The 20,915-nt window shown below is 70.1% G+C and carries 16 protein-coding genes; 7 read left to right on the top strand and 9 right to left on the bottom strand.

What is annotated here, in order from left to right; translation table 11 throughout:
- Nucleotides 1-69: 69 nt before the first annotated feature.
- Nucleotides 70-627 (top strand): hypothetical protein, encoded by a 558-nt coding sequence (locus ACWDX7_RS04275; RefSeq protein WP_451489255.1) that lies wholly within the window; start codon nt 70-72, stop codon nt 625-627.
- Between the two features lie 138 nt (nt 628-765).
- A complete protein-coding gene (locus tag ACWDX7_RS04270; RefSeq protein WP_451489256.1) occupies nt 766-1,926 on the top strand; it encodes an alkaline phosphatase PhoX in 1,161 nt (386 codons plus the stop codon).
- Nucleotides 1,927-2,019: 93 nt separating this feature from the next.
- On the opposite strand, the gene ACWDX7_RS04265 is transcribed toward ACWDX7_RS04270, so the two are convergent.
- The 3 genes from ACWDX7_RS04265 to dusB all read right to left on the bottom strand — a co-directional run bounded on the left by ACWDX7_RS04265 (nt 2,020) and on the right by dusB (nt 7,718).
- A complete protein-coding gene (locus ACWDX7_RS04265; RefSeq protein WP_451489257.1) occupies nt 2,020-3,078 on the bottom strand; it encodes a DUF5937 family protein in 1,059 nt (352 codons plus the stop codon).
- A 382-nt stretch (nt 3,079-3,460) separates the two neighbouring features.
- Nucleotides 3,461-6,184, bottom strand: a complete 2,724-nt coding sequence (gene ppdK, locus ACWDX7_RS04260) for a pyruvate, phosphate dikinase (RefSeq protein WP_451489258.1) — start codon at nt 6,182-6,184, stop codon at nt 3,461-3,463.
- A 373-nt stretch (nt 6,185-6,557) separates the two neighbouring features.
- Complete coding sequence (dusB, locus tag ACWDX7_RS04255) at nt 6,558-7,718, bottom strand: tRNA dihydrouridine synthase DusB (RefSeq protein WP_451489259.1); 1,161 nt, start codon at nt 7,716-7,718, stop codon at nt 6,558-6,560.
- A gap of 34 nt (nt 7,719-7,752) precedes the next feature.
- On the opposite strand from dusB, the gene ACWDX7_RS04250 reads away from it, so the two are divergent.
- Nucleotides 7,753-9,183: an MFS transporter gene (locus tag ACWDX7_RS04250; RefSeq protein WP_451489260.1), complete on the top strand. Its 1,431-nt coding sequence runs from the start codon at nt 7,753-7,755 to the stop codon at nt 9,181-9,183.
- 95 nt (nt 9,184-9,278) lie between these two features.
- On the opposite strand, the gene ACWDX7_RS04245 is transcribed toward ACWDX7_RS04250, so the two are convergent.
- The gene (locus tag ACWDX7_RS04245) at nt 9,279-10,661 is read right to left on the bottom strand and encodes a glycine--tRNA ligase (RefSeq protein WP_451489261.1); all 1,383 of its coding nucleotides are present in this window, start codon (nt 10,659-10,661) and stop codon (nt 9,279-9,281) included.
- Between the two features lie 154 nt (nt 10,662-10,815).
- On the opposite strand from ACWDX7_RS04245, the gene ACWDX7_RS04240 reads away from it, so the two are divergent.
- Genes ACWDX7_RS04240 through ACWDX7_RS04225 form a run of 4 tightly spaced genes read left to right on the top strand, consistent with a single transcriptional unit; the run spans nt 10,816 to nt 14,017 of the window.
- On the top strand, nt 10,816-11,841 hold the full coding sequence (locus ACWDX7_RS04240; protein ID WP_451489262.1) for a metal ABC transporter substrate-binding protein: 1,026 nt from the start codon (nt 10,816-10,818) through the stop codon (nt 11,839-11,841).
- A gap of 26 nt (nt 11,842-11,867) precedes the next feature.
- Nucleotides 11,868-12,671, top strand: a complete 804-nt coding sequence (locus ACWDX7_RS04235; protein ID WP_451489344.1) for a metal ABC transporter ATP-binding protein — start codon at nt 11,868-11,870, stop codon at nt 12,669-12,671.
- Nucleotides 12,671-13,537, top strand: coding sequence for a metal ABC transporter permease (locus ACWDX7_RS04230; protein WP_451489263.1), 867 nt, complete (start codon nt 12,671-12,673; stop codon nt 13,535-13,537). The genes ACWDX7_RS04235 and ACWDX7_RS04230 overlap by 1 nt, the downstream gene beginning before the upstream one ends.
- A 51-nt stretch (nt 13,538-13,588) precedes the next feature.
- Nucleotides 13,589-14,017 carry a Fur family transcriptional regulator gene (locus ACWDX7_RS04225; protein WP_401622334.1) on the top strand — a complete coding sequence of 143 codons (429 nt, stop codon included), beginning with the start codon at nt 13,589-13,591 and terminating at the stop codon, nt 14,015-14,017.
- A 242-nt stretch (nt 14,018-14,259) separates the two neighbouring features.
- Here ACWDX7_RS04225 and ACWDX7_RS04220 read toward each other — a convergent pair whose 3' ends face one another.
- From ACWDX7_RS04220 to leuA, 5 genes are all read right to left on the bottom strand, one after another.
- Nucleotides 14,260-15,087 (bottom strand): isoprenyl transferase, encoded by an 828-nt coding sequence (locus tag ACWDX7_RS04220; RefSeq protein ID WP_451489264.1) that lies wholly within the window; start codon nt 15,085-15,087, stop codon nt 14,260-14,262.
- Nucleotides 15,088-15,098: 11 nt separating this feature from the next.
- Nucleotides 15,099-15,845: a DNA repair protein RecO gene (gene recO / locus ACWDX7_RS04215; RefSeq protein ID WP_451489265.1), complete on the bottom strand. Its 747-nt coding sequence runs from the start codon at nt 15,843-15,845 to the stop codon at nt 15,099-15,101.
- A gap of 70 nt (nt 15,846-15,915) precedes the next feature.
- The gene (locus ACWDX7_RS04210; protein WP_451489266.1) at nt 15,916-17,505 is read right to left on the bottom strand and encodes a nucleobase:cation symporter-2 family protein; all 1,590 of its coding nucleotides are present in this window, start codon (nt 17,503-17,505) and stop codon (nt 15,916-15,918) included.
- Between the two features lie 626 nt (nt 17,506-18,131).
- Nucleotides 18,132-18,827, bottom strand: a complete 696-nt coding sequence (locus ACWDX7_RS04205; RefSeq protein ID WP_451489267.1) for a TerB family tellurite resistance protein — start codon at nt 18,825-18,827, stop codon at nt 18,132-18,134.
- 206 nt (nt 18,828-19,033) lie between these two features.
- Nucleotides 19,034-20,797, bottom strand: a complete 1,764-nt coding sequence (leuA, locus tag ACWDX7_RS04200; RefSeq protein ID WP_451489268.1) for a 2-isopropylmalate synthase — start codon at nt 20,795-20,797, stop codon at nt 19,034-19,036.
- Nucleotides 20,798-20,915: the final 118 nt, after the last annotated feature.

Raw genomic sequence — 20,915 nt, 5'->3', positions numbered from 1 at the left:
CGTCACACGGCCGGACCCAGCCGCAGCCCGCGCCGTGCCGTGGCTCGCGCCAGGACGTAGCGTCGGACCATGGCCGTCAAGAAGATCACCCAGAAGCTGTCGGACGAAACCCTGGCCGCCGAGACAAGGCGGGGCTGGGCCGCCTGGTTCGCCGAGCTGGACGCGTGGGGTGCCACCGGGCGCACGCACACCGAGATCGCCCGCCGCCTGGTGGACGCGTACGGGGTGAGCGGCTGGTACGCCCAGTCGGTCACCGTCGGCTACGAGCAGGAGCGCGGGATGCGCGAGGTCGGGCAGTCGAGCGGCGGCGACTGGCAGGCCAGTGCGAGCCGCACCGTGCGCGCCGGCGCGGAGCGGATCACCGAGGCCTTCGCCGACGCGGCACTGCGCGAGCGCTGGCTGCCGCACGTGGACTTCACGCTGCGCACCCACCGGCCCGGGAAGTCGGTGACCGCCGACTGGGACGGCGCCAGCAGCCGCGTCTGCGTCTACCTCACCCCGAAGGGCGCCGACCGTACGCAGGTGGGAGTCGGGCACACGAAGCTGGCGGACGCGGACGCGGTCGAGGTGTACAAGGCCTTCTGGAAGGAGCGCCTGGGCGCCCTCAAGGATCTGCTGGAGGACTGACGCACAGGTATTGACCCCGAGCCGGTCGCTCCCGCGTCATGAGGAATTGACGTCACGTCAACTCAGTGCTCCTAAGTTCCTCGAAGCGTGCGACCCCGCGCCCGACCGGACGTGGGCCTTCCTCCCCCAGGAGTGACCGTGGAACGTCGTAATTTCCTGCGTGGTGCCGTGATCGGCTCCTCGGCCGCAGCCTTCGGCGGCACGCTGATGCGCGGCGCCGCCTACGCGGCTCCCGCCCAGCCCGGCGCCGGGCCCTACGGAACGCTCGGCGCGGCGGACGCGAACGGCATCCGGCTCCCCGCCGGCTTCAGCAGCCGGGTGATCGCCCGGTCCGGGCGGACCGTCGGCTCCACCGGCTACACGTGGCACAACGCCCCCGACGGCGGCGCCTGCTTCGCGGACGGCACGGGCTGGATCTACGTCTCGAACTCGGAGATCTCCTCCACCGGCGGCGCGAGCGCGGTGAAGTTCAACTCCTCGGGCTCGATCACCTCGGCCTACCGGATCCTCTCCAACACCAACCGGAACTGCGCGGGCGGCGCGACCCCGTGGAACACCTGGCTGTCCTGCGAGGAGGTCAGCCTCGGCTACGTGTACGAGACCGACCCGTGGGGTGTGAACGCGGCCGTCCGCCGGCCGGCGATGGGCCGCTTCAACCACGAGGCGGCGGCCGCCGACCCGGTGCGCAAGGTGGTCTACCTCACCGAGGACGAATCCAGCGGCTGCTTCTACCGCTTCATCCCCACCACCTGGGGCAACCTCTCCTCCGGCACCCTCCAGGTCCTCAAGGCCGGCACGGCCACCTCCGGCTCCTTCACCTGGGCCAACGTGCCGGACCCGGACGGCTCCCCGACCGCCACCCGCAGCCAGGTCTCCGGCGCGAAAAAGTTCAACGGCGGCGAGGGCTGCCACTACGCCAATGACACGGTGTGGTTCACGACCAAGGGCGACAACCGGGTCTGGAAGCTCAACGTGGCCGCCAACACCTACGAACTGGCCTACGACGACTCCCTCGTCCCCGGCGGCGCGGCGCCGCTGACCGGCGTGGACAACGTCACCGGGTCCTCCTACGGCGACCTCTACATCGCCGAGGACGGCGGCAACATGGAGATCTGCGTGATCACCCCGAACGATGTGGTCGCCCCCTTCCTGCAGATCACCGGCCAGTCCTCGTCGGAGATCTGCGGCCCGGCCTTCTCCCCGGCCGGCAACCGCCTCTACTTCTCCAGCCAGCGCGGTACGAGCGGCAGCTCGTCCGGCGGCATCACCTACGAGGTGACGGGCCCCTTCCGCGTCTGAGGCGAGAGGCGGGGCCCCGCCCGGGAGCGTTTCCCCGGGCCGGGCCCCGCGCGCATGCCTACGAGGCCCGGGACAGGGCCTAGGGAGCTGCGGCTAGGAGGCCACCGCGCCGCCCTTGAGGAGGGCCGCGCCGAGCGGGGTCACCGTGTGCAGCACCGCGTTGCCGTGGCGCAGGGTGGTGACCAGGCCCGCCTCGCGCATCACGCAGGCGTGCTGGCTCGCGGACGCCAGGGACACCCCGGCGCGCCGCGCGAGTTCACTGGTCGTCGCGCCGTCGCCGATCGCCCGCAGCACGACCGAGCGGGTGTGCCCGACGAGCTTGCCCAGGGTGCGCTGGCGCTGCTCCTCCACCGGCCGGGCCGACTCGCCCCCTGCGGGAGCCGAGGCCAGCTGCGCGGCGGCCGGGTAGACGAGCACCGGCGGCAGTTCGGGGTCGTGCAGCGTCACCGCGGTGCGCCGGCAGAAGAAGGACGGCTGGAGCAGCAGCCCGCGCCCCCGCAGCCGTACGTCCCGGTCCACCGGGTAGTCGCACTCCAGCACCGGAGCCCGCCAGCGCAGCATCGGCGGCAGCGAGGCCAGCAGTTCGTCCGCGCCCCCGTCGAGCAGCGCCCGGCCGCGCGCGGCGCGCTCGGCTTCGATCTGGGCCTGGATGTGGGTCCAGTACGGCTCCACGGCGGCCCGGTGGTACGCCCGCAGCTCCCCCAGCAGCCTGGGCAGGTGCTTGGGGCCGTCGTCCAGGAGTTCCCGCAGCCGCGGCGCCATAGCCGAGCCGGCCCCCGGTCGCCTGCACGCCGCGGCCGCCGACGCGGACGCCGAACCGGCGGCCGCTCCCGCGCCCAGCAGCAGCAGCTCGCGGCGCATCCGCTCGGGACGTATCGCGCGCAGCGCGTCGACGCCCACGTCCCACCCGTACCGCCCCTCCGCGGGGGTCAGGAAATCGGGGAAATAGCCGCGACTCGGTATGAGCATACCGAGCATGCGTGTTTCACTATTCAACCTGCTCCGGGTTTCCGTTCGCCATTCACCGAACAACCGGGCATCTCGCCGGTCTCTTAAGCGGTGAAAGCTAAGAATCGTTTCCCACAACGCATCGGGACGCCCTGCCATCCGTACGCGTGCCAGGTCCACTCCAGTGAAATGGATACGCAGCACCGAACCCCCACCTGTGCAACCGCAATCCCCCCGCCCTATGAGTATGCATGCCGTCACACGTGGTCACCACGCCCTTTCGGCCACAGTTGAAACCCCTTTCGGCAGGGGCGTGACAACCGAAATCCTGTACTCCGCCGGGCACACTCCGATGCGACCGAAACGCTCCGCGAAGGCCGTGGGGGGCTTTGCGGGGCCTGGCGGTCGGTCGCACCGGGAAGCGCCGACGTGACCGGCAGAATGACAGCAGGCGGTGGACGGGTGGGGATCCGTCCACCGCCTGCTGACGTAAAGAGTGGTTGAACAAAAAAGGTGCGCCTGCCCCCGGGCGTCAGGGAACCCGGGGGCAGGCGCGGCCTTTGGGGCCCCTTCTCGGGGCCGGGGATCAGCGGCTGTCGCTGCCCTTCGATTCGGCGGCGGCGCGACCGGCCTCCAGGCGCGCCACCGGAATCCGGAAGGGCGAGCAGGAGACGTAGTCGAGGCCGACCTCGTGGAAGAAGTGGACGGACTCGGGGTCGCCGCCGTGCTCGCCGCAGACGCCGAGCTTGAGGTCGGGGCGGGTGGCCCGGCCGGCCTGGACCGCGCTGCGGACCAGGGAGCCCACGCCGTCCTTGTCGATGGTCTCGAAGGGCGAGACCCCGAAGATGCCCTTCTCCAGGTAGGCGGTGAAGAAGGAGGCCTCCACGTCGTCCCGCGAGAAGCCCCACACCGTCTGCGTCAGGTCGTTCGTACCGAAGGAGAAGAACTGCGCGGCCTCGGCGATCTGGCCGGCCGTCAGCGCGGCGCGGGGCAGCTCGATCATCGTGCCGATGGTCAGCCTGAGGCTGGTGCCGGTGGCGGCCTCGACCTCGGCGATGACCCGGTCGGCCTCCTCGCGGACGATCTCCAGCTCCTGGACGGTGCCCACGAGCGGAATCATGATCTCGGGGCGGGGGTCGCCCTTGGCGTTCTTGCGCTCGGCCGCGGCCTCGGCGATCGCCCGTACCTGCATGGCGAACAGACCCGGGATGACCAGGCCCAGGCGGACACCGCGCAGGCCCAGCATCGGGTTCTGCTCGTGCAGCTTGTGCACGGCCTGGAGCAGGCGCAGGTCGTTCTCGTTGTGGTCCTTGCGGGCCTCGGCGAGGGCGACGCGCACCGACAGCTCGGTGATGTCGGGCAGGAACTCGTGCAGCGGCGGGTCGAGCAGGCGGACGGTGACGGGCAGGCCGTCCATCGCCTCGAACAGCTCGATGAAGTCCTTCTTCTGCAGCGGCAGGAGGGCACTGAGTGCCTCCTCGCGCTCCTTCTCGGTGTCCGCGAGGATCAGTCGCTCCACCATCTCCCGGCGCTCGCCGAGGAACATGTGCTCGGTGCGGCACAGGCCGATGCCCTGGGCGCCGAAGCGGCGGGCGCGCATGGCGTCCTCCGCGTTGTCGGCGTTGGCGCGCACGCGCAGCCGGCGGACGCGGTCCGCGTACGCCATGATCCGGTGCACGGCGGCGACCAGCTCGTCGGCGTCGTCGGCGCCCGCGTGCATGCGGCCCTCGAAGTACTCGACGACCGGGGACGGTACGACCGGCACCTCGCCGAGGTACACCTTGCCGGTGGAGCCGTCGATGGAGACGACGTCGCCCTCCTCGATGACCTTCCCGCCCACGGTCATCCGGCGGCGCTTGGTGTCCACGTCCAGCTCTTCGGCGCCGCAGACACAGGTCTTGCCCATGCCGCGGGCGACGACGGCCGCGTGCGAGGTCTTGCCGCCGCGCGAGGTCAGGATGCCCTCGGAGGCGATCATTCCGTCCAGGTCGTCCGGGTTGGTCTCGCGGCGGATGAGGATGACCTTCTCGCCGGAGCGCGACCACTTGACGGCCGTGTACGAGTCGAAGACGGCCTTGCCGACCGCGGCGCCCGGGGAGGCGGCGATGCCGCGGCCCAGCAGCTCGGTCCCGCCCTTGCCCGAGGCGGTCTCGTCGAAGCGCGGGAACATCAGCTGGGCCAGCTGGGCGCCGGTGACCCGCTGGAGGGCCTCGGCCTCGTCGATCAGGCCCTGGTCCACCAGCTGCGTGGCGATCCGGAAGGCCGCACCGGCGGTGCGCTTGCCGACGCGGGTCTGGAGCATCCACAGCTGGCCGCGCTCGATGGTGAACTCGATGTCGCAGAGGTCCTTGTAGTGGGTCTCCAGCGTCTCCATGATCGCCATGAGCTGGTCGTACGAGGCCTTGTCGATCGACTCCAGCTCGGCCAGCGGGACGGTGTTGCGGATGCCCGCGACCACGTCCTCGCCCTGAGCGTTCTGGAGGTAGTCGCCGTAGACGCCCTGGTGGCCGCTGGCGGGGTCGCGGGTGAAGGCGACGCCGGTGCCGGAGTCGGGGCCGAGGTTGCCGAAGACCATGGAGCAGATGTTGACGGCGGTGCCCAGGTCGCCGGGGATGCGCTCCTGGCGGCGGTAGAGCTTCGCGCGGTCGGTGTTCCAGGAGTTGAAGACCGCCTCGACGGCGAGGTCCATCTGCTCGCGGGCGTTCTGCGGGAACTCGCGGCCGGCCTCCTTCGCCACGATCTTCTTGAACTGCTTGACCAGCTTCTTCAGGTCGGCGGCGTCGAGGTCGGTGTCGACGGTGACCTTCTTGGCGGCCTTGGCGTCTTCGAGGGCGTCCTCGAAGAGCTCCCCGCCGACCCCGAGGACGGTCTTGCCGAACATCTGGATGAGGCGGCGGTAGGAGTCCCACGCGAACCGCTCGTCACCGGACTGGGAGGCGAGGCCGGCCACCGACTCGTCCGAGAGGCCGATGTTGAGGACGGTGTCCATCATGCCGGGCATCGAGAACTTGGCGCCGGAACGCACCGAGACCAGCAGCGGGTCGTCCGACTGGCCGAGCTTCTTGCCCATCTTCGCCTCAAGGGCAGCCAGGTGGGCGCTGACCTCGTCGCGCAGCTCGGCCGGGGCCGTGCCGCTTTCGAGGTAGACCTTGCAGGCCTCGGTGGTGATGGTGAAGCCGGGAGGCACCGGGAGACCCAGGTTGGTCATCTCGGCGAGGTTGGCTCCCTTGCCGCCGAGAAGGTCCTTGAGGTCGCGGTTTCCCTCGGTGAAGTCGTAGACGAACTTCTGCTGCTCTTTGTTTTCCGACACGGGTCTCGACTCCTTGATGCGGCGAGGCTCGGGTGGCTGCCCTGACGGCCAGGAACATACCCAGATCGAAGGCTTATGGGTACGTCCACTTGGCGGTCATGTGGCTGTAACCACCCATGCGCCAGTACATCGAAAGTGACTGATCGGTAGCCTGAACATACGAAGAGCCTTCACCTCCCGAAGCTAGAAGGGGCTACGGAGGCTTGGTTCTGCTCGGATGAGCGATCATCGATACATTTGCGTTCACCTCTTGAACGAACAAAGGGTGGCACGCAGTGCCACCCTTTGGAAGTCTTAGCCGTGATTCTCGTGCTCATGTGAGCACAACCCCACCCATGCGTGGCGTATGTCACGCCGCCCACGGCATAGTTTGTCAGCCGCCGGAGGTGTCCAGTTCGGCTTCCTCGCCCACGCCCGCACAGTCGTACGGATCCTTCAGCCAGCCCTCAGGTAGGACAACTCGGTTGTTTCCGGACGTTCGACCCCGCGGGCCGTCCGCGCTCTCCGGCCAGGGCTGATCCAGATCCAGCTCGCTCAGATGAGCATCCAGCTCGGCCAGTGACGAGGTGACGGCGAGCTTCTGGCGCATCTCCGAGCCCACCGCGAAGCCCTTGAGGTACCAGGCCACGTGCTTACGGAAGTCGATCACCCCGCGCGCCTCGTCCCCGATCCACTCGCCGAGCAGCTGCGCGTGGCGGTGCATCGCGCCCGCGACCTCGCGCAGCGTGGGCTTGTGGAAGTCCTCCGGGCGCCCCTCGAAGGCCGCGACCAGGTCGTTGAAGAGCCAGGGCCGCCCCAGGCAGCCGCGCCCGACGACCACGCCGTCGCAGCCGGTCTCGCGGACCATGCGCAGCGCGTCCTCGGCACACCAGATGTCGCCGTTGCCGAGCACCGGGATCTCCGGCACGTGCTCCTTGAGCCGGGCGATGGCCTCCCAGTCGGCGGTGCCGCCGTAGTGCTGGGCGGTGGTGCGCCCGTGCAGGGCGATGGCGGTGATCCCCTCCTCGACGGCGATCCGGCCGGCGTCGAGGTAGGTGAGGTGCTCGTCGGTGATGCCCTTGCGCATCTTCATCGTCACCGGCAGGTCGCCGGCGCCCGCGACGGCCTCCCGCAGGATCGCGCGCAGCAGGTTCCGCTTGTACGGGAGGGCCGAGCCGCCGCCCTTGCGGGTCACCTTGGGGACCGGGCAGCCGAAGTTGAGGTCGATGTGGTCGGCGCGGTCCTCTTCGACGATCATGCGGACCGCCTTGCCGACCGTCACGGGGTCGACCCCGTACAGCTGGATCGAGCGAAACTCCTCGGTCTCGTCGAAGTGGATCAGCTGCATGGTCTTCTCGTTGCGCTCGACCAGGGCGCGGGTGGTGATCATTTCGCTCACGAACAGCCCCTTGCCGCCCGAGAACTCGCGGCAGAGGGTACGGAACGGTGCGTTGGTGATGCCGGCCATCGGCGCGAGCACCACCGGGGGCTGCACGGTGTGCGGGCCGATCGCGAGAGGCGGAGGAAGCGTGGTCATCCGCCCATTGTCCCGCATGCCGGGCCCGTCCTGCCGCCGTACGATCGGCGGCATGATCGAGCCGAGTCACCGGCAGCGCACGCTCATCCTGGCGGTGTGCTGCATGAGCCTGCTCATCGTCAGCCTCGACAACACCGTCCTCAATGTCGCGTTGCCCTCGATGCGCCGCGAGCTGGACGCCACGGTCGCGGGGATGCAGTGGGCCGTCGACTCCTACACCCTCGTGCTCGCCTCGCTGCTGATGCTCGCCGGCTCCACGGCCGACCGGATCGGCCGCCGCAAGGTGTTCCTCGCCGGCCTGGTGCTCTTCACCGCCGGATCCCTGCTCTGCTCCCTCGCCCCCGGCCTCGACTGGCTCGTCTTCTTCCGGATGGTCCAGGCGGTGGGCGGGGCGATGCTCAATCCGGTGGCCATGTCGATCATCGCCAACACCTTCACCGATCCGGGCGAGCGGGCACGGGCCATCGGCGTATGGGGCGCGGTGGCGGGCATCTCCATGGCGGCGGGCCCGCTCGTCGGCGGACTGCTGGTGGATTCCGTGGGCTGGCGCTCGATCTTCCTGCTCAACCTCCCGATCGGGCTGGCCGCGCTCGTCCTGACCCTGCGCCACGTCCCCGAGTCCCGCGCCGCGCAGCCGCGGTCCCCGGACCCGGTGGGCCAGCTGCTGATCATCGCGCTGCTGGGCTCGGTGACGTTCGGGATCATCGAAGCGCCGGCCGCCGGCTGGCACTCGCCGCTGATCGTGGGCTGCGCCCTGGTGGCCGTGGCCTCGCTCGTGGGGCTGCTGCTCTACGAGCCCCGGCGCGAGGAGCCGCTGATCGACCTCCGGTTCTTCCGCAGCGCGCCCTTCAGCGGGGCCAACGTCATCGCCGTCGGCGCCTTTGCCGCACTGTCCGGGTTCCTCTTCCTGAACACGCTCTACCTCCAGGAGGTACGGGGGCTCAGCGCCCTGCACGCCGGGCTGTACATGCTGCCCATGGCGGTGCCGACCCTCTTCTTCGCACCCCTGTCGGGCCGCCTGGTGGGCAGCCGGGGGCCACGGCTGCCGCTGATGGTGGCGGGGGTGGCGATGGGGGCGAGCGGGCTGCTCTTCGCCGTTCTCCCGGCCGAGCCCTCCACTGCCCTGCTCTTCACCGGCTATGTGCTGTTCGGCATCGGCTTCGGCATGGTGAACTCCCCCATCACCAACACGGCGGTATCGGGGATGCCCCGCTCCCAGGCCGGCGTCGCCGCGGCCGTGGCGTCCACCAGCCGGCAGACCGGCGGGACGCTGGGGGTCGCGGTGATCGGGGCGCTGCTGGCGGCCGGGACCGCGGGGGGCGGCGCCTTCGTGACGGCGGCCCGGCCCGCCTGGTGGACCATCACGGGATGCGGGCTGCTCGTCCTGGCCGTGGGCGCCGCGACGAGCGGCCGGTGGGCGCGGGACACGGCGGTGCGCGCCGCCCGCACCCTGGAACCGGCGGCGGGACCTCCCCGTACCTGAGCCCCCGCCCCCCGCCGAGCCGCGGGACGGCCTGCGCCAGACACACCGGTGGCCCGGTGCGCGAGACGCGCACCGGGCCACCGGGTGAAGCGGACCTAGCAGCCGAGCAGGCGGCTGCCGAGGTAGCTCTGGATCTGGTCCAGGGAGACGCGCTCCTGCTTCATGGTGTCGCGCTCGCGCACCGTCACCGCGTTGTCGTCCAGGGTGTCGAAGTCGACCGTGACGCAGAACGGCGTACCGATCTCGTCCTGGCGGCGGTAGCGGCGGCCGATGGCGCCCGCGTCGTCGAACTCGATGTTCCAGTTCTTGCGCAGGTCCGCGGCGAGCCCCTTCGCCTTCGGCGACAGCTGCGGGTTGCGCGACAGCGGCAGGACGGCGACCTTGATCGGGGCGAGGCGCGGGTCGAGGCGCATCACGGCGCGCTTCTCCATGACGCCCTTGGCGTTGGGGGCCTCGTCCTCGTTGTACGCGTCGAGCATGAAGGCCAGCATGGCGCGGTTGACGCCGGCCGCGGGCTCGATGACGTACGGGGTGTAACGCTCGCCCGCCTCCTGGTCGAAGAAGGTGAGGTCCTGGCCGGAGGCCGCGGAGTGCGCCTTGAGGTCGAAGTCGGTGCGGTTGGCGACGCCCTCCAGCTCGGAGAACTCATTGCCGCCGAAGTTGAAGCGGTACTCGATGTCGGCGGTGCGCTTCGAGTAGTGGGACAGCTTCTCCTTCGGGTGCTCGTACCAGCGGATGTTCTCCTCGCGGATGCCGAGGTCGCGGTACCAGTTCCACCGCTCGGCCATCCAGTACTCCTGCCACTGCTCGTCCTCGCCCGGCTTGACGAAGAACTCCATCTCCATCTGCTCGAACTCGCGCGTGCGGAAGATGAAGTTGCCGGGAGTGATCTCGTTGCGGAAGGACTTGCCCATCTGCGCGATGCCGAAGGGCGGCTTCTTGCGCGAAGTGGTCTGCACCTGGGCGAAGTTGGTGAAGATGCCCTGGGCCGTCTCGGGGCGCAGGTACGCCTTGGAGCCGCTGTCCTGGGTCGGGCCGAGGTGCGTCTCCAGCATGCCGGAGAACTGCTTGGGCTCGGTGAACTGGCCCTTCACGCCGCAGTTGGGGCAGTTGATGTCGGCGAGGCCGTTGGCCGGCGGGCGGCCGTGCTTGGCCTCGTACGCCTCTTCCAGGTGGTCCGCGCGGTGGCGCTTGTGGCAGGAGGTGCACTCGGTGAGCGGGTCCGAGAAGGTCGCGACGTGGCCGGAGGCCACCCAGACCTCGGGGGCCAGGATCACGGACGAGTCGATGCCGACGATGTCCTCACGCCCGGTGACCATCGCCTTCCACCACTGGCGCTTGATGTTCTCCTTGAGCTCGACACCCAGCGGGCCGTAATCCCAGGCGGCCTTGGAGCCGCCGTAGATCTCACTGCAAGGGAAAACGAAGCCACGGCGCTTGCTCAGGCTGACGATGGTGTCGATCTTGTCGGCGGCCACGGTGCTCTCTTCATTACGAGGACGAACGGCGAAGCCTTTAGGTTACCGGCGCCCGCACCCTGCCTTTCAAATCGTATCCCCCTCTCAGACCCCGGTACAGGGCGCTCACCTGGCTTTTTGACAATCGTTTCCATTTTTGATGAAAATGGATGTCATGAACGTACGACGCCTCATACCCGCCACCGCCCTCGCCGGAGCCGTCGCCCTCGGCGCCACGGCCCTCACCGCCTGCTCGGGCGCCGATGCCACCCCCGGCGCCGCGGATGCCACCGGCGGCAAGGACGGCAAGCTCGGCGTGACGGCGTCGTTCTACCCGATGCAGTTCCTCGCCGAGCAGATCGGCAAGGACCACGTGAAGGTCGACACCCTGACCAAGCCGGGCGTCGAACCGCACGACCTGGAGATCACCCCGAAGCAGACCGCGCAGCTCGGCGAGGCCGACGTGATCCTCTACCTCAAGAGCCTGCAGCCCGCCGTCGACAAGGCCGTCGCCCAGTCCGGCGTGAAGAACGTCGTCGACGCCGCCACCCTCACCGAGCTGGAGGCCCACGGCACCTCCGACCACCACGACCACGCCGCCGAAGGCGAGGGTGAGGGCGCCGGCCACGAGGGCCACGCCGCCGAGGGCGAGAGCAAGGAGCACGGCCACGGCGAGGCCGGCGAGGACCCGCACATCTGGCTCGACCCCGCCAAGTACGCGGAGGTCGCCAAGGGCGTCGGCGCGGCCCTGGAGAAGGCCGACCCCGGCCACGCGGCGGACTACAAGAAGAACACCGACGAACTGGTGACCAAGCTGACCGCGCTGGACACCGAGTTCAAGGACGGCCTCCAGAACACGGCCACCAGGACCTTCATCACCACCCACTCCGCCTTCGGCTACCTCGCCGAGCGCTACGGCCTGGACCAGGAGGGCATCTCCGGCGTCGACCCCGAGTCCGAGCCGAGCCCGGCCCGGATGAAGGAGCTGCAGAGCGTCGCGCAGAAGGAGAATGTCTCCACGGTGTTCTTCGAGACCCTGGCCAGCGACAAGACGGCCAAGACCCTCGCCCAGGACACCGGCCTGAAGACCGACGTCCTCGACCCGCTTGAGGGAATCACCGACAAGTCGCAGGGCGCTGACTACTTCGAGGTCATGCGCTCCAACCTGAGGAACCTGCAGAAGGCCCTCGGGAGCAAGTAATGACAGCAGCAACGGAGGCGCGAGCCATGGAGTCCGCGATAGCAGCGAAGGCCGCCGCACCGGCCGAGCAGCCCGTCATATCCCTGCGCGGGGCCACCGCCTCGCTCGGCTCGCGCCCCGTGCTGCGCGGGATCGACCTCACCGTCCGCCGCGGTGAGGTCGTCGCCCTGCTCGGCGCCAACGGTTCCGGCAAGTCCACGGCCGTCCGCGCCGTGGTCGGCCAGGTCCCGCTGACCGGCGGCGACCTGTCCCTCTTCGGTACGGATTTCAGGCGCTTCCGGGACTGGTCGCGCGTCGGGTACGTCCCCCAGCGCACCACCGCCGCCAGCGGCGTCCCGGCCACCGTCCGGGAGGTCGTCTCCTCAGGCCGCCTGGCCCGCTCGCGCTTCGGGATGCTCCGCAAGGCCGACAAGGCCGCCGTCGAACGCGCCCTGGTCCTGGTCGGCATGGACACGTACGCCGATGCCTCGGTGAACGCCCTCTCCGGCGGCCAGCACCAGCGTGTGCTCATCGCCCGCGCGCTCGCCGGCGACCCGGAGCTGCTGATCATGGACGAGCCGATGGCCGGCGTGGACCTCGCCAACCAGGAGGTCCTCGCGACCGCCCTGCGCGAGCAGGTCGCCGCCGGCACCACCGTGCTCCTCGTACTGCACGAGCTGGGCCCGCTGGAGACCCTGATCGACCGGGCCGTCGTCCTGCGCGACGGCTGCGTCGTCCACGACGGCCCGCCCCCGGAGGCCGTGGGCCAGCACGCCCTGCCCGGCCACGACCACGTACACCCCCACGCGGCGCACGGCGCCGAGCCCCTGCGGACGGGACTGCTGAGCTGATGGAAATCCTCGACTACGCCTTCATGCAGCGGGCCCTGCTCGCCGCGGTCCTGGTCGGCCTCACCGCTCCCGCGATCGGCACGTACCTCGTCCAGCGGCGCCAGGCCGTCATGGGCGACGGCATCGGCCACGTGGCCATGACCGGCGTCGCCCTCGGCTTCCTGTTCAACACGAGCCCGGTGTGGATGGCCACCCTGGTCGCGGTCATCGGCGCCGTCGGCATGGAGCTGATCCGCTCCCGCGGCAAGACCAGCGGTGACATCGCGCTCGCCATGCTCTTCTACGGCGGCCTGGCCGGCGGCGTCATGATCATTAACCTGGCGCCGGGCGGCTCCACCGCCAATCTGACCAGCTACCTCTTCGGCTCCATCACCACCGTCTCCGCCGAGGACATCACCGCGGTGGTGATCCTGGCCGCGTTCGTCCTCGCCGTCACGCTCGGACTGCGCCGCCAGCTGTTCGCGGTCTGCCAGGACGAGGAGTTCGCCAGTGTCACCGGCCTGCCGGTGCGCGCGCTGAACCTGCTGATGGCCGTCACCGCCGCCGTCACGGTCACGGTGGCCATGCGCATCGTCGGCCTGCTGCTGGTCAGCGCCATGATGGTGATTCCCGTCGCGGCCGCCCAGCGGGTCACCCGCGGCTTCGCCTCGACCCTGACGGTGGCCATGACGATCGGCGTGCTGGTCGCCCTGACCGGCACCGCCACCACGTACTACATCGACGCTCCCTCCGGCGGCACGATCGTGCTGCTCGCCATCGCCGTCTTCATGGTGATGACGGCCCTGTCCACCCCGCTGGCCCGGCGCCGGGTCAGGCCGGCCCGCGCGGCGGAGGAGGCATGCACCCGGGACGACGTGAAGGTCTAGGACGTTCGGCCGCCTGGCACAATGGGCCGAGGCCGATACGAGGAGGAACCGGTGGCGACTGCGCCTGGCGAGATGAATACCGCGCCAGTACGAGGACGGTCCACCCGGCAGCGGGCCGCCGTGGCGGCGGCGCTGGACGAGGTGGACGAGTTCCGCAGCGCCCAGGAACTCCACGACATGCTCAAGCACCGTGGCGACTCCGTGGGCCTGACCACCGTCTACCGCACGCTCCAGTCGCTCGCGGACGCCGGCGAGGTCGACGTCCTGCGCACGAGCGACGGGGAGTCGGTCTACCGGCGCTGCTCCACCGGGGATCACCACCACCACCTGGTCTGCCGCAAGTGCGGCAAGGCCGTCGAGGTGGAGGGGCCGGCGGTCGAGAAGTGGGCGGACTCCATCGCAGCGGAGCACGGCTATGTGAACGTCGCCCACACGGTGGAGATCTTCGGCACCTGCGCGGACTGCGCGGCAGCCCTCTGAGGTCCGCTCCGGGCGGTCTTCGTGGATCAGGCCGCGTTGTCCGGTGCGGTGCATCGCAAGGCGGAGGGGCGCAGCTCGTACGTGGCCGTACTCGCGCGCTCCGACAACCCGGGGGCCCCTCCCAGCGGTAGCTGGGGGAGAGGCGCCGTGCCAGGCAGCACGGGCCCGCGGAGATCGCCCGGACAGGGCCTAGGGTCCTGCGCGGCGGCCACCCGCAGTCGCGGGCAGCCGCCCGCCGCGGGTCAGCCCGACTGCCCCGGGATGTCCGGCTGGTTCGGTACGGCTCCGCCGAAGCGCCGGTCGCGCTGGGCGTACTCCAGACACGCCGCCCACAGGTTGCGGCGGTCGAAGTCGGGCCACAGCACGTCCTGGAAGACCATCTCGGCGTACGCGCTCTGCCACAGCAGGTAATTCGAGGTGCGCTGCTCGCCGCTCGGCCGCAGGAAGAGGTCCACGTCCGGCATGTCCGGGTAGTACATGTACTTCGCGAAGGTCTTCTCGTTCACCTTCGACGGGTCGAGCCGGCCCGCGGCCACGTCCCGGGCGATCGCCTGCGCCGCGTCGGCGATCTCCGCGCGGCCGCCGTAGTTCACGCAGAAGTACAGGGTCATGGCGTCGTTGTCGACGGTCTGCTCCTGCGCGACCTGGAGCTCCTGGACGACCGACTTCCACATCTTCGGCATGCGGCCGACCCAGCGGATGCGGATGCCCAGCTCGTTCATCTCGTCGCGGCGGCGGCGGATGACGTCCCGGTTGAAGTTCATCAGGAAGCGCACCTCGTCGGGCGAGCGCTTCCAGTTCTCCGTGGAAAAGGCGTACAGGGAGAGGTTCTTGACGCCCATCTCCAGGCAGCCCTTGAGCACGTCGAGGACCACGCCCTCGCCGACCTTGTGGCCCTCGGTGCGCGGCAGCCCGCGCTCCTTGGCCCAGCGGCCGTTGCCGTCCATGACCACCGCGACGTGGTTCGGGACCAGCTCGCCGGGGATCTTCGGCGGGCGCTCACCGGACGGGTGCGGCTCGGGAACCTTGTACTCCCGGCGAGAGCGTCCCAGAATCCCGCGTCGTGCCATGTGTCCAGCTCCTATTTCTCGACGTATCGCAGGGAGCGTAGCCCGCGCTCCAGATGCCAGTGCAAATAGGCCGAGACCAGCCCGCTGCCCTCCCGCGCGTGACGCGCCTCGCAGGCGTCCGCGTGACCCCAGTCGCCCGTCAGCAGCGCACTGAGCAGGGCGATGGCCTCGGACGAGGGTACGACGCTGCCGGGGACCCTGCAGTCGCCGCATATCACCCCGCCCGCGGCGACGGAGAAGTGCCGGTTGGGGCCGTGGATCCCGCACTTCGCGCAGTCCTCGAAGCTGGGGGCGTAGCCGTTGACGGCGAGGGAGCGCAGCAGGAAGGCGTCGAGGATCAGGTGCGGTGCGTGTTCGCCGCGCGAGAGGGTGCGCAGGGCTCCGACGAGCAGCAGGTACTGCTGTACGGAGGGCTCGCCCTCACTCTCGGTGAAGCGCTCGGCGGTCTCCAGCATGGCGGTGCCGGCGGTGTAGCGGGCGTAGTCGGTGACGATGCCGTTGCCGTACGGGGCGATGATCTCGCTCTGGGTGCAGAGCGGGAGGCCGCGGCCGATCAGCTCGCTGCCGCGGGCGAAGAACTGCACGTCGGCATGGGAGAAAGGTTCCAGCCGGGCCCCGAATTTGGACTTCGTACGCCGGACCCCGCGGGCGACGGCACGCACCCGGCCGTGGCCCCGGGTGAGCAGGGTGATGATGCGGTCCGCCTCACCCAGCTTCTGGGTGCGCAGCACGATGCCGTCGTCGCGGAACAGACTCATGCGCCCATTGTCCCGTACGGAGGCCGGGACAATGGGCGGGTTCGGAGGGGGGCCGGATGCGGATGGCCGCTCAGGCAGTCGGCTTCGGGGCGGGTTCGGGTTCGCCCTCGGTGGACGGAGCCGCCTCACCGGCCGGGGCGGGCACGGCTGCCGTGGTCGCGGAGGCGGTGGCGGCGGCCGTCGCGGTGGCCGGCTGCTCCGTGGTCGCGGGCTCCGCCGCCGGCGTCCCGGTATCCGCCGTCTCCGCCCGCGCCGGCGGCTCGGCCAGCGGCACCACCGCGGCCTTGGCGAGGACGTGGGCGTCGTCCTTGGCCAGGCCGTTGAAGACCAGGTTGAGGACGATGGCGGACGTGGCACCGAGGGTGACGCCGCTGTTGAGGAGCGAGGACAGGTCCGTGTCCATGTGCTGCGTGAAGAAGACCGGCACGGTCGCGGGCAGCAGGGCGAAGGCGAGCGAGACGGCCACGATCAGGGCGTTCTTCTCCTCCCTCAGGTCCACCTTGGCCAGGGTCTGGATGCCCGCCAGGGCGACCATGCCGAACATGACGGTCGCGGCGCCGCCGAGCACTCCGTGCGGGACGGCGGCGACGATCGCGGCGGCCTTGGGCAGCAGACCCAGGATGATCATGAACACACCGGCCGCGACGACCACGAACCGGCTCTTCACCTTCGTCATCCGCACCAGGCCGACGTTCTCGGCGAAGGCCACGTACGGGAAGGAGTTGAGGACACCGCCGAGCGCGGTCGCGGCGCCGTCGGCACGCAGGGCGCGGGCCACGGTCTCGCTGTCGACCTCCTTGTCGACGATGTCGCCGACGGCGTAGGTGTCACCGGTCGTCTCGACCATGGTGATCAGCATGACGATGAGCATCAGGACGATCGGAAACCACTCGAACTTCGGGAAGCCGAAGTGGAAGGGGGTGGTGACGCCGATCCAGTCGGAGTCGCCGACGGCCCCGAACTTCGCGTCTCCCAGGAGGAAGGCGACGGCCGTGCCGCCGACCAGGCCGAGCAGGATCGAGATGCTGGACAGGAACGGCCTGCCGAGCTTCATCAGTACGAGGATGAAGAGCATCGTGCCGCCGGCGTAGGCGAAGTGCTCGGGAGCGCCGAAGTCGGGGCTGCCGAGGCCGCCGGCCGCGTCGTTGAGGCCGACCGGGATCAGGACGACGCCCAGGACGGTGATCACCGTACCGGTGACGACCGGCGGGAACAGCCGCATGACGGTGCGGAACGCCTTGGCGGGCAGCCAGGCGAAGGCGAAGGTCGCGATGCCGGCGGTGATGACGGCGCCGTAGATGACCAGCAGCGCGGCCGTTCCTCCGCCGGCGCCGAGGCCGATGGCGATCATCGGGGAGACCGCGGTGAAGGTCACGCCCTGGATCAGCGGCAGTCGCGCGCCGATCCGGCCTATGCCCCAGGCCTGGATGATGGAGGCGATGCCGCAGGTGAAGAGGTCCGCGTTGATCAGGTAGACCAGTTGCTCGGGGCTGAGCTTCAGCGCGTTGCCGACGATGATCGGGACGATCACCGCGCCGGCGTAGAAGGCGAGTACGTGCTGGAAGCCGTACAGCGCGAGCCTGGGGAGGGGGAGCACCTCGTCGACCGGGTGGGTGCTCTGCTGTCCGCTGCCGGACAGCCGGGCGGCGACACGTGCCATCTCTGCCTTGCCCTTCAAGGAGGTAGGTAAGTGAGAGGAGATCTGGTTGTCCCTGGCCGGAGTGGGTCGCTAACCCGTTGGTCCGCCGGGGTTGTCCGTGCTTCACGTGAATCGAATCCCCGCTGTGTTACCGGCGGCGTCTCGTCGTGTGACCGGAATTGAACGCCTGTGGGGGCGCTCACAGATATCGTCGGCTTCTACCAATCGCTGCCGTCACGGCTGGCCGGATCTGGATGTTTGTCCAGTGGCGCATCGAGCAGCGACGCGTTATGGCCGCAGGGGCGGCGAGGCCCGCCGATCCCGCCGCCGCGCGCCCCCATCCACCCTCGGTGACCTGCGAGGAAGCCCTGCACGAGGGCACGACCGCGCCGATTCCGAGCCTCGGCCCGGGCCGTCCAAGGGGTGGACGCGCCGCGCCGGCGACGGCTGGTTCTCGCCGTCGGGAGAGCGGGGGAGAGGCTGGATTCAGGCCTCCCGAGGCCGGATCGTTACGTCCTGACCCGTCGTTCCGGACACCTACGGCGGCCCGGCGGGTACCGAGGGTGAGCCGCGGGGCCGGCTTCGTACGCGAAACCGGCCCGGCGAGAGCGACGCCGGGCCCGCCCACATCGCCCAACCGGGGGGACCTACGGCGCCCGCACCGCCGACAGCAGCCGGGCCACCTCGTTCGCGTCGATGCGCAGCGCCGCGCCTACGGTGCACAGCACCTCCCGCTCGGCCGGGATGTACGGTCCGTCCGCGAGCGCGATACGGGCGCCCTGCAGCAGGATCGACTCGCGGCCCGGGTCTGCCAGGTGCGGGGCCAGCGGCTCCAGGGCCTCGTGGAGCTCGATCGACAGCGCCGCCCCGCAGCACTCGGGGACGTCGTAGAGCCCGAGCCGGCCCTCGTCGCTGGACAGCGCCTCCACGAGGGCCTCCAGCTGCTCCTCCGTGCAGTCCTGGAAGCCCGCGGCCCGTACGGCGTACACGGCGGCCTCCAGCGCGCTGCGCGAGGCCGTCCCGCCCGCGGCCAGCACGGCCAGCGCCACGGTGTGCACGGCGTCGCGCAGCAGCCCGGAGAAGCGGGTGGTGGTGAGGTGGTCCAGGACCTCGGTGCCGAAGCGCTCGCGGCAGGCCTGGCACTCGACGACCGGTCCGGCCTGCCCGCGCGGCAGCAGCGGTACCCCGATGACGGTGAACCGGCGGCGCCCGGTGCGGCGGCGGTAATTGCGGTCTCCACCGCAGGCGGGGCAGAAGAACTCCCCGTCGCCCACGGTGCTCCAGGTGGTACGGGTGCCCCAGACCGTCAGCTTCCGGCCGTCCCCACCCCGAACTGGCAGCACGTCGCACCTCCGTCACCTTCCGGCAGCATCGCCGGGTTGGCGTGATGTTAGCCACATCGGTGAGGATGCGTCAGCCGTGTGACAGGACAACATCTCGCGGCGGCCGGACTTGGCCGGTCTGCGCCCCCGCCTACCGGGCCGGGAACGGCGGAGCCCCGCCCTCCCGAGGAGGGAGCGGCGGGGCTTCGGAGGGGGCACCGAAAGGGTCAGCGGCCCGCGCGGTTGACGGCGGAGATGACCGCCTTCAGGGAGGCGCGGGTGGTGTTGGCGTCGATGCCGATGCCCCACAGCACGCGGCCGTCGATCGCGCACTCGATGTAGGAGGCGGCCACGGCGGAGGCGCCCTCGCTCATGGTGTGCTCGGTGTAGTCCAGCAGGCGGGCGTCGATGCCGATGGCGGCCAGCGCGTCGAAGAAGGCCGAGATCGGACCGTTGCCCGTACCGTTCAGTACGGTTTCCTCGCCGTCCACGACCGCCTCGACGGTCAGCGTGTCCGTGCCGTCCTTGTCGGTGGTGGTCTGGCCGGAGCGCAGCTGGATGCGTCCCCACGGGTTGTCCGGGTTCGGCAGGTACTCGTCCTGGAAGACGGACCAGATCGCCTTCGGCGTGACCTCGCCGCCCTCGGCGTCGGTCTTGGCCTGGATGATCCGGGAGAACTCGATCTGCATGCGGCGCGGCAGGTCCAGCTTGTGCTCGTTCTTCAGGACGTAGGCGATGCCGCCCTTGCCGGACTGCGAGTTGACGCGGATGACGGCCTCGTAGGAGCGGCCGACGTCCTTCGGATCGATGGGCAGGTACGGAACCGCCCACTCGATGTCGTCCACGCTCTTGCCCTGGGCGGCCGCGTCGGCCTGCATGGCGTCGAAGCCCTTCTTGATGGCGTCCTGGTGGGAGCCGGAGAAGGCGGTGTAGACCAGGTCGCCCGCGTAGGGGTGGCGCGGGTGGACCTCCATCTGATTGCAGTACTCGCTGGTGCGGCGGATATCGTCGATCTGCGAGAAGTCGATCTGCGGGTCGATGCCCTGGGAGAACAGGTTCATGCCCAGCGTGATCAGGTCGACGTTGCCGGTGCGCTCGCCCTGCCCGAACAGGCATCCCTCGATGCGGTCGGCGCCGGCCATCAGGGCCAGCTCGGCGGCCGCCACGGCGGTGCCGCGGTCGTTGTGCGGGTGGACGGAAATGCAGATGTGCTCGCGCCGGGTCAGGTTGCGGGCCATCCACTCGAAGCGGTCCGCGTGCGTGGACGGGGTCGAACGCTCCACGGTGGCGGGCAGGTTCAGGATGATCTCGCGCCCCTCGCCCGGCTGCCACACGTCGCAGACGGCCTCGCAGACCTCCAGGGCGAAGTCCAGCTCGGTGTCGGTGAAGATCTCGGGGCTGTACTGGTAGCCGAAGGTGGTCTCGGGGCCCAGCAGCTTGTCGGCGTACTCCATCACCAGGCGGGTGCCGTCGACGGCGATCTGCTTGATGTCTTCCTTGGACCCGCGGAAGACCACGCGGCGGAAGGTGGGGGCGGTCGCGTTGTACAGGTGCACGGTGGCGCGCTTGGCGCCGACCAGGGACTCGACGGTCCGCTCGATCAGGTCCTCGCGGGCCTGGGTCAGTACGGAGATCGTGACGTCGTCCGGGATGGCGCCCTCTTCGATGATGGAGCGCACGAAGTTGAAGTCGGTCTCGCCGGAGGACGGGAAGCCGACCTCGATCTCCTTGTAGCCCATGCGCACCAGCAGGTCGAACATCTCGCGCTTGCGGGCCGGGGTCATCGGGTCGATCAGCGACTGGTTGCCGTCGCGCAGGTCGGTGGAGAGCCAGCGGGGAGCCTTGGTGACGCGGGCGTCGGGCCAGGTGCGGTCCGGGATGTCCACCTGCTCGTAGAAGCCGTACTTGTGGATCGGCATCCCGGAGGGCTTCTGGGTGTGGGTCGCGTTGGTGATGGGCGTGGGGCGACCGACGAAGCTGTTCTGACTCATGGCGTAGGGCTCCTCGCGTGTCCGCGTTGTTCGCTGGGACGGCCGACGGACGGGTGGTAAATCCGCAACACCGAACTCCGCGGGAAGGGGGTCGGCCTACGACTACAGGCCCTCGCCG

The organism is Streptomyces sp. NPDC003034 (genome assembly GCF_053591375.1).
This window is presented reverse-complemented; position numbering and strand designations above follow the sequence as displayed.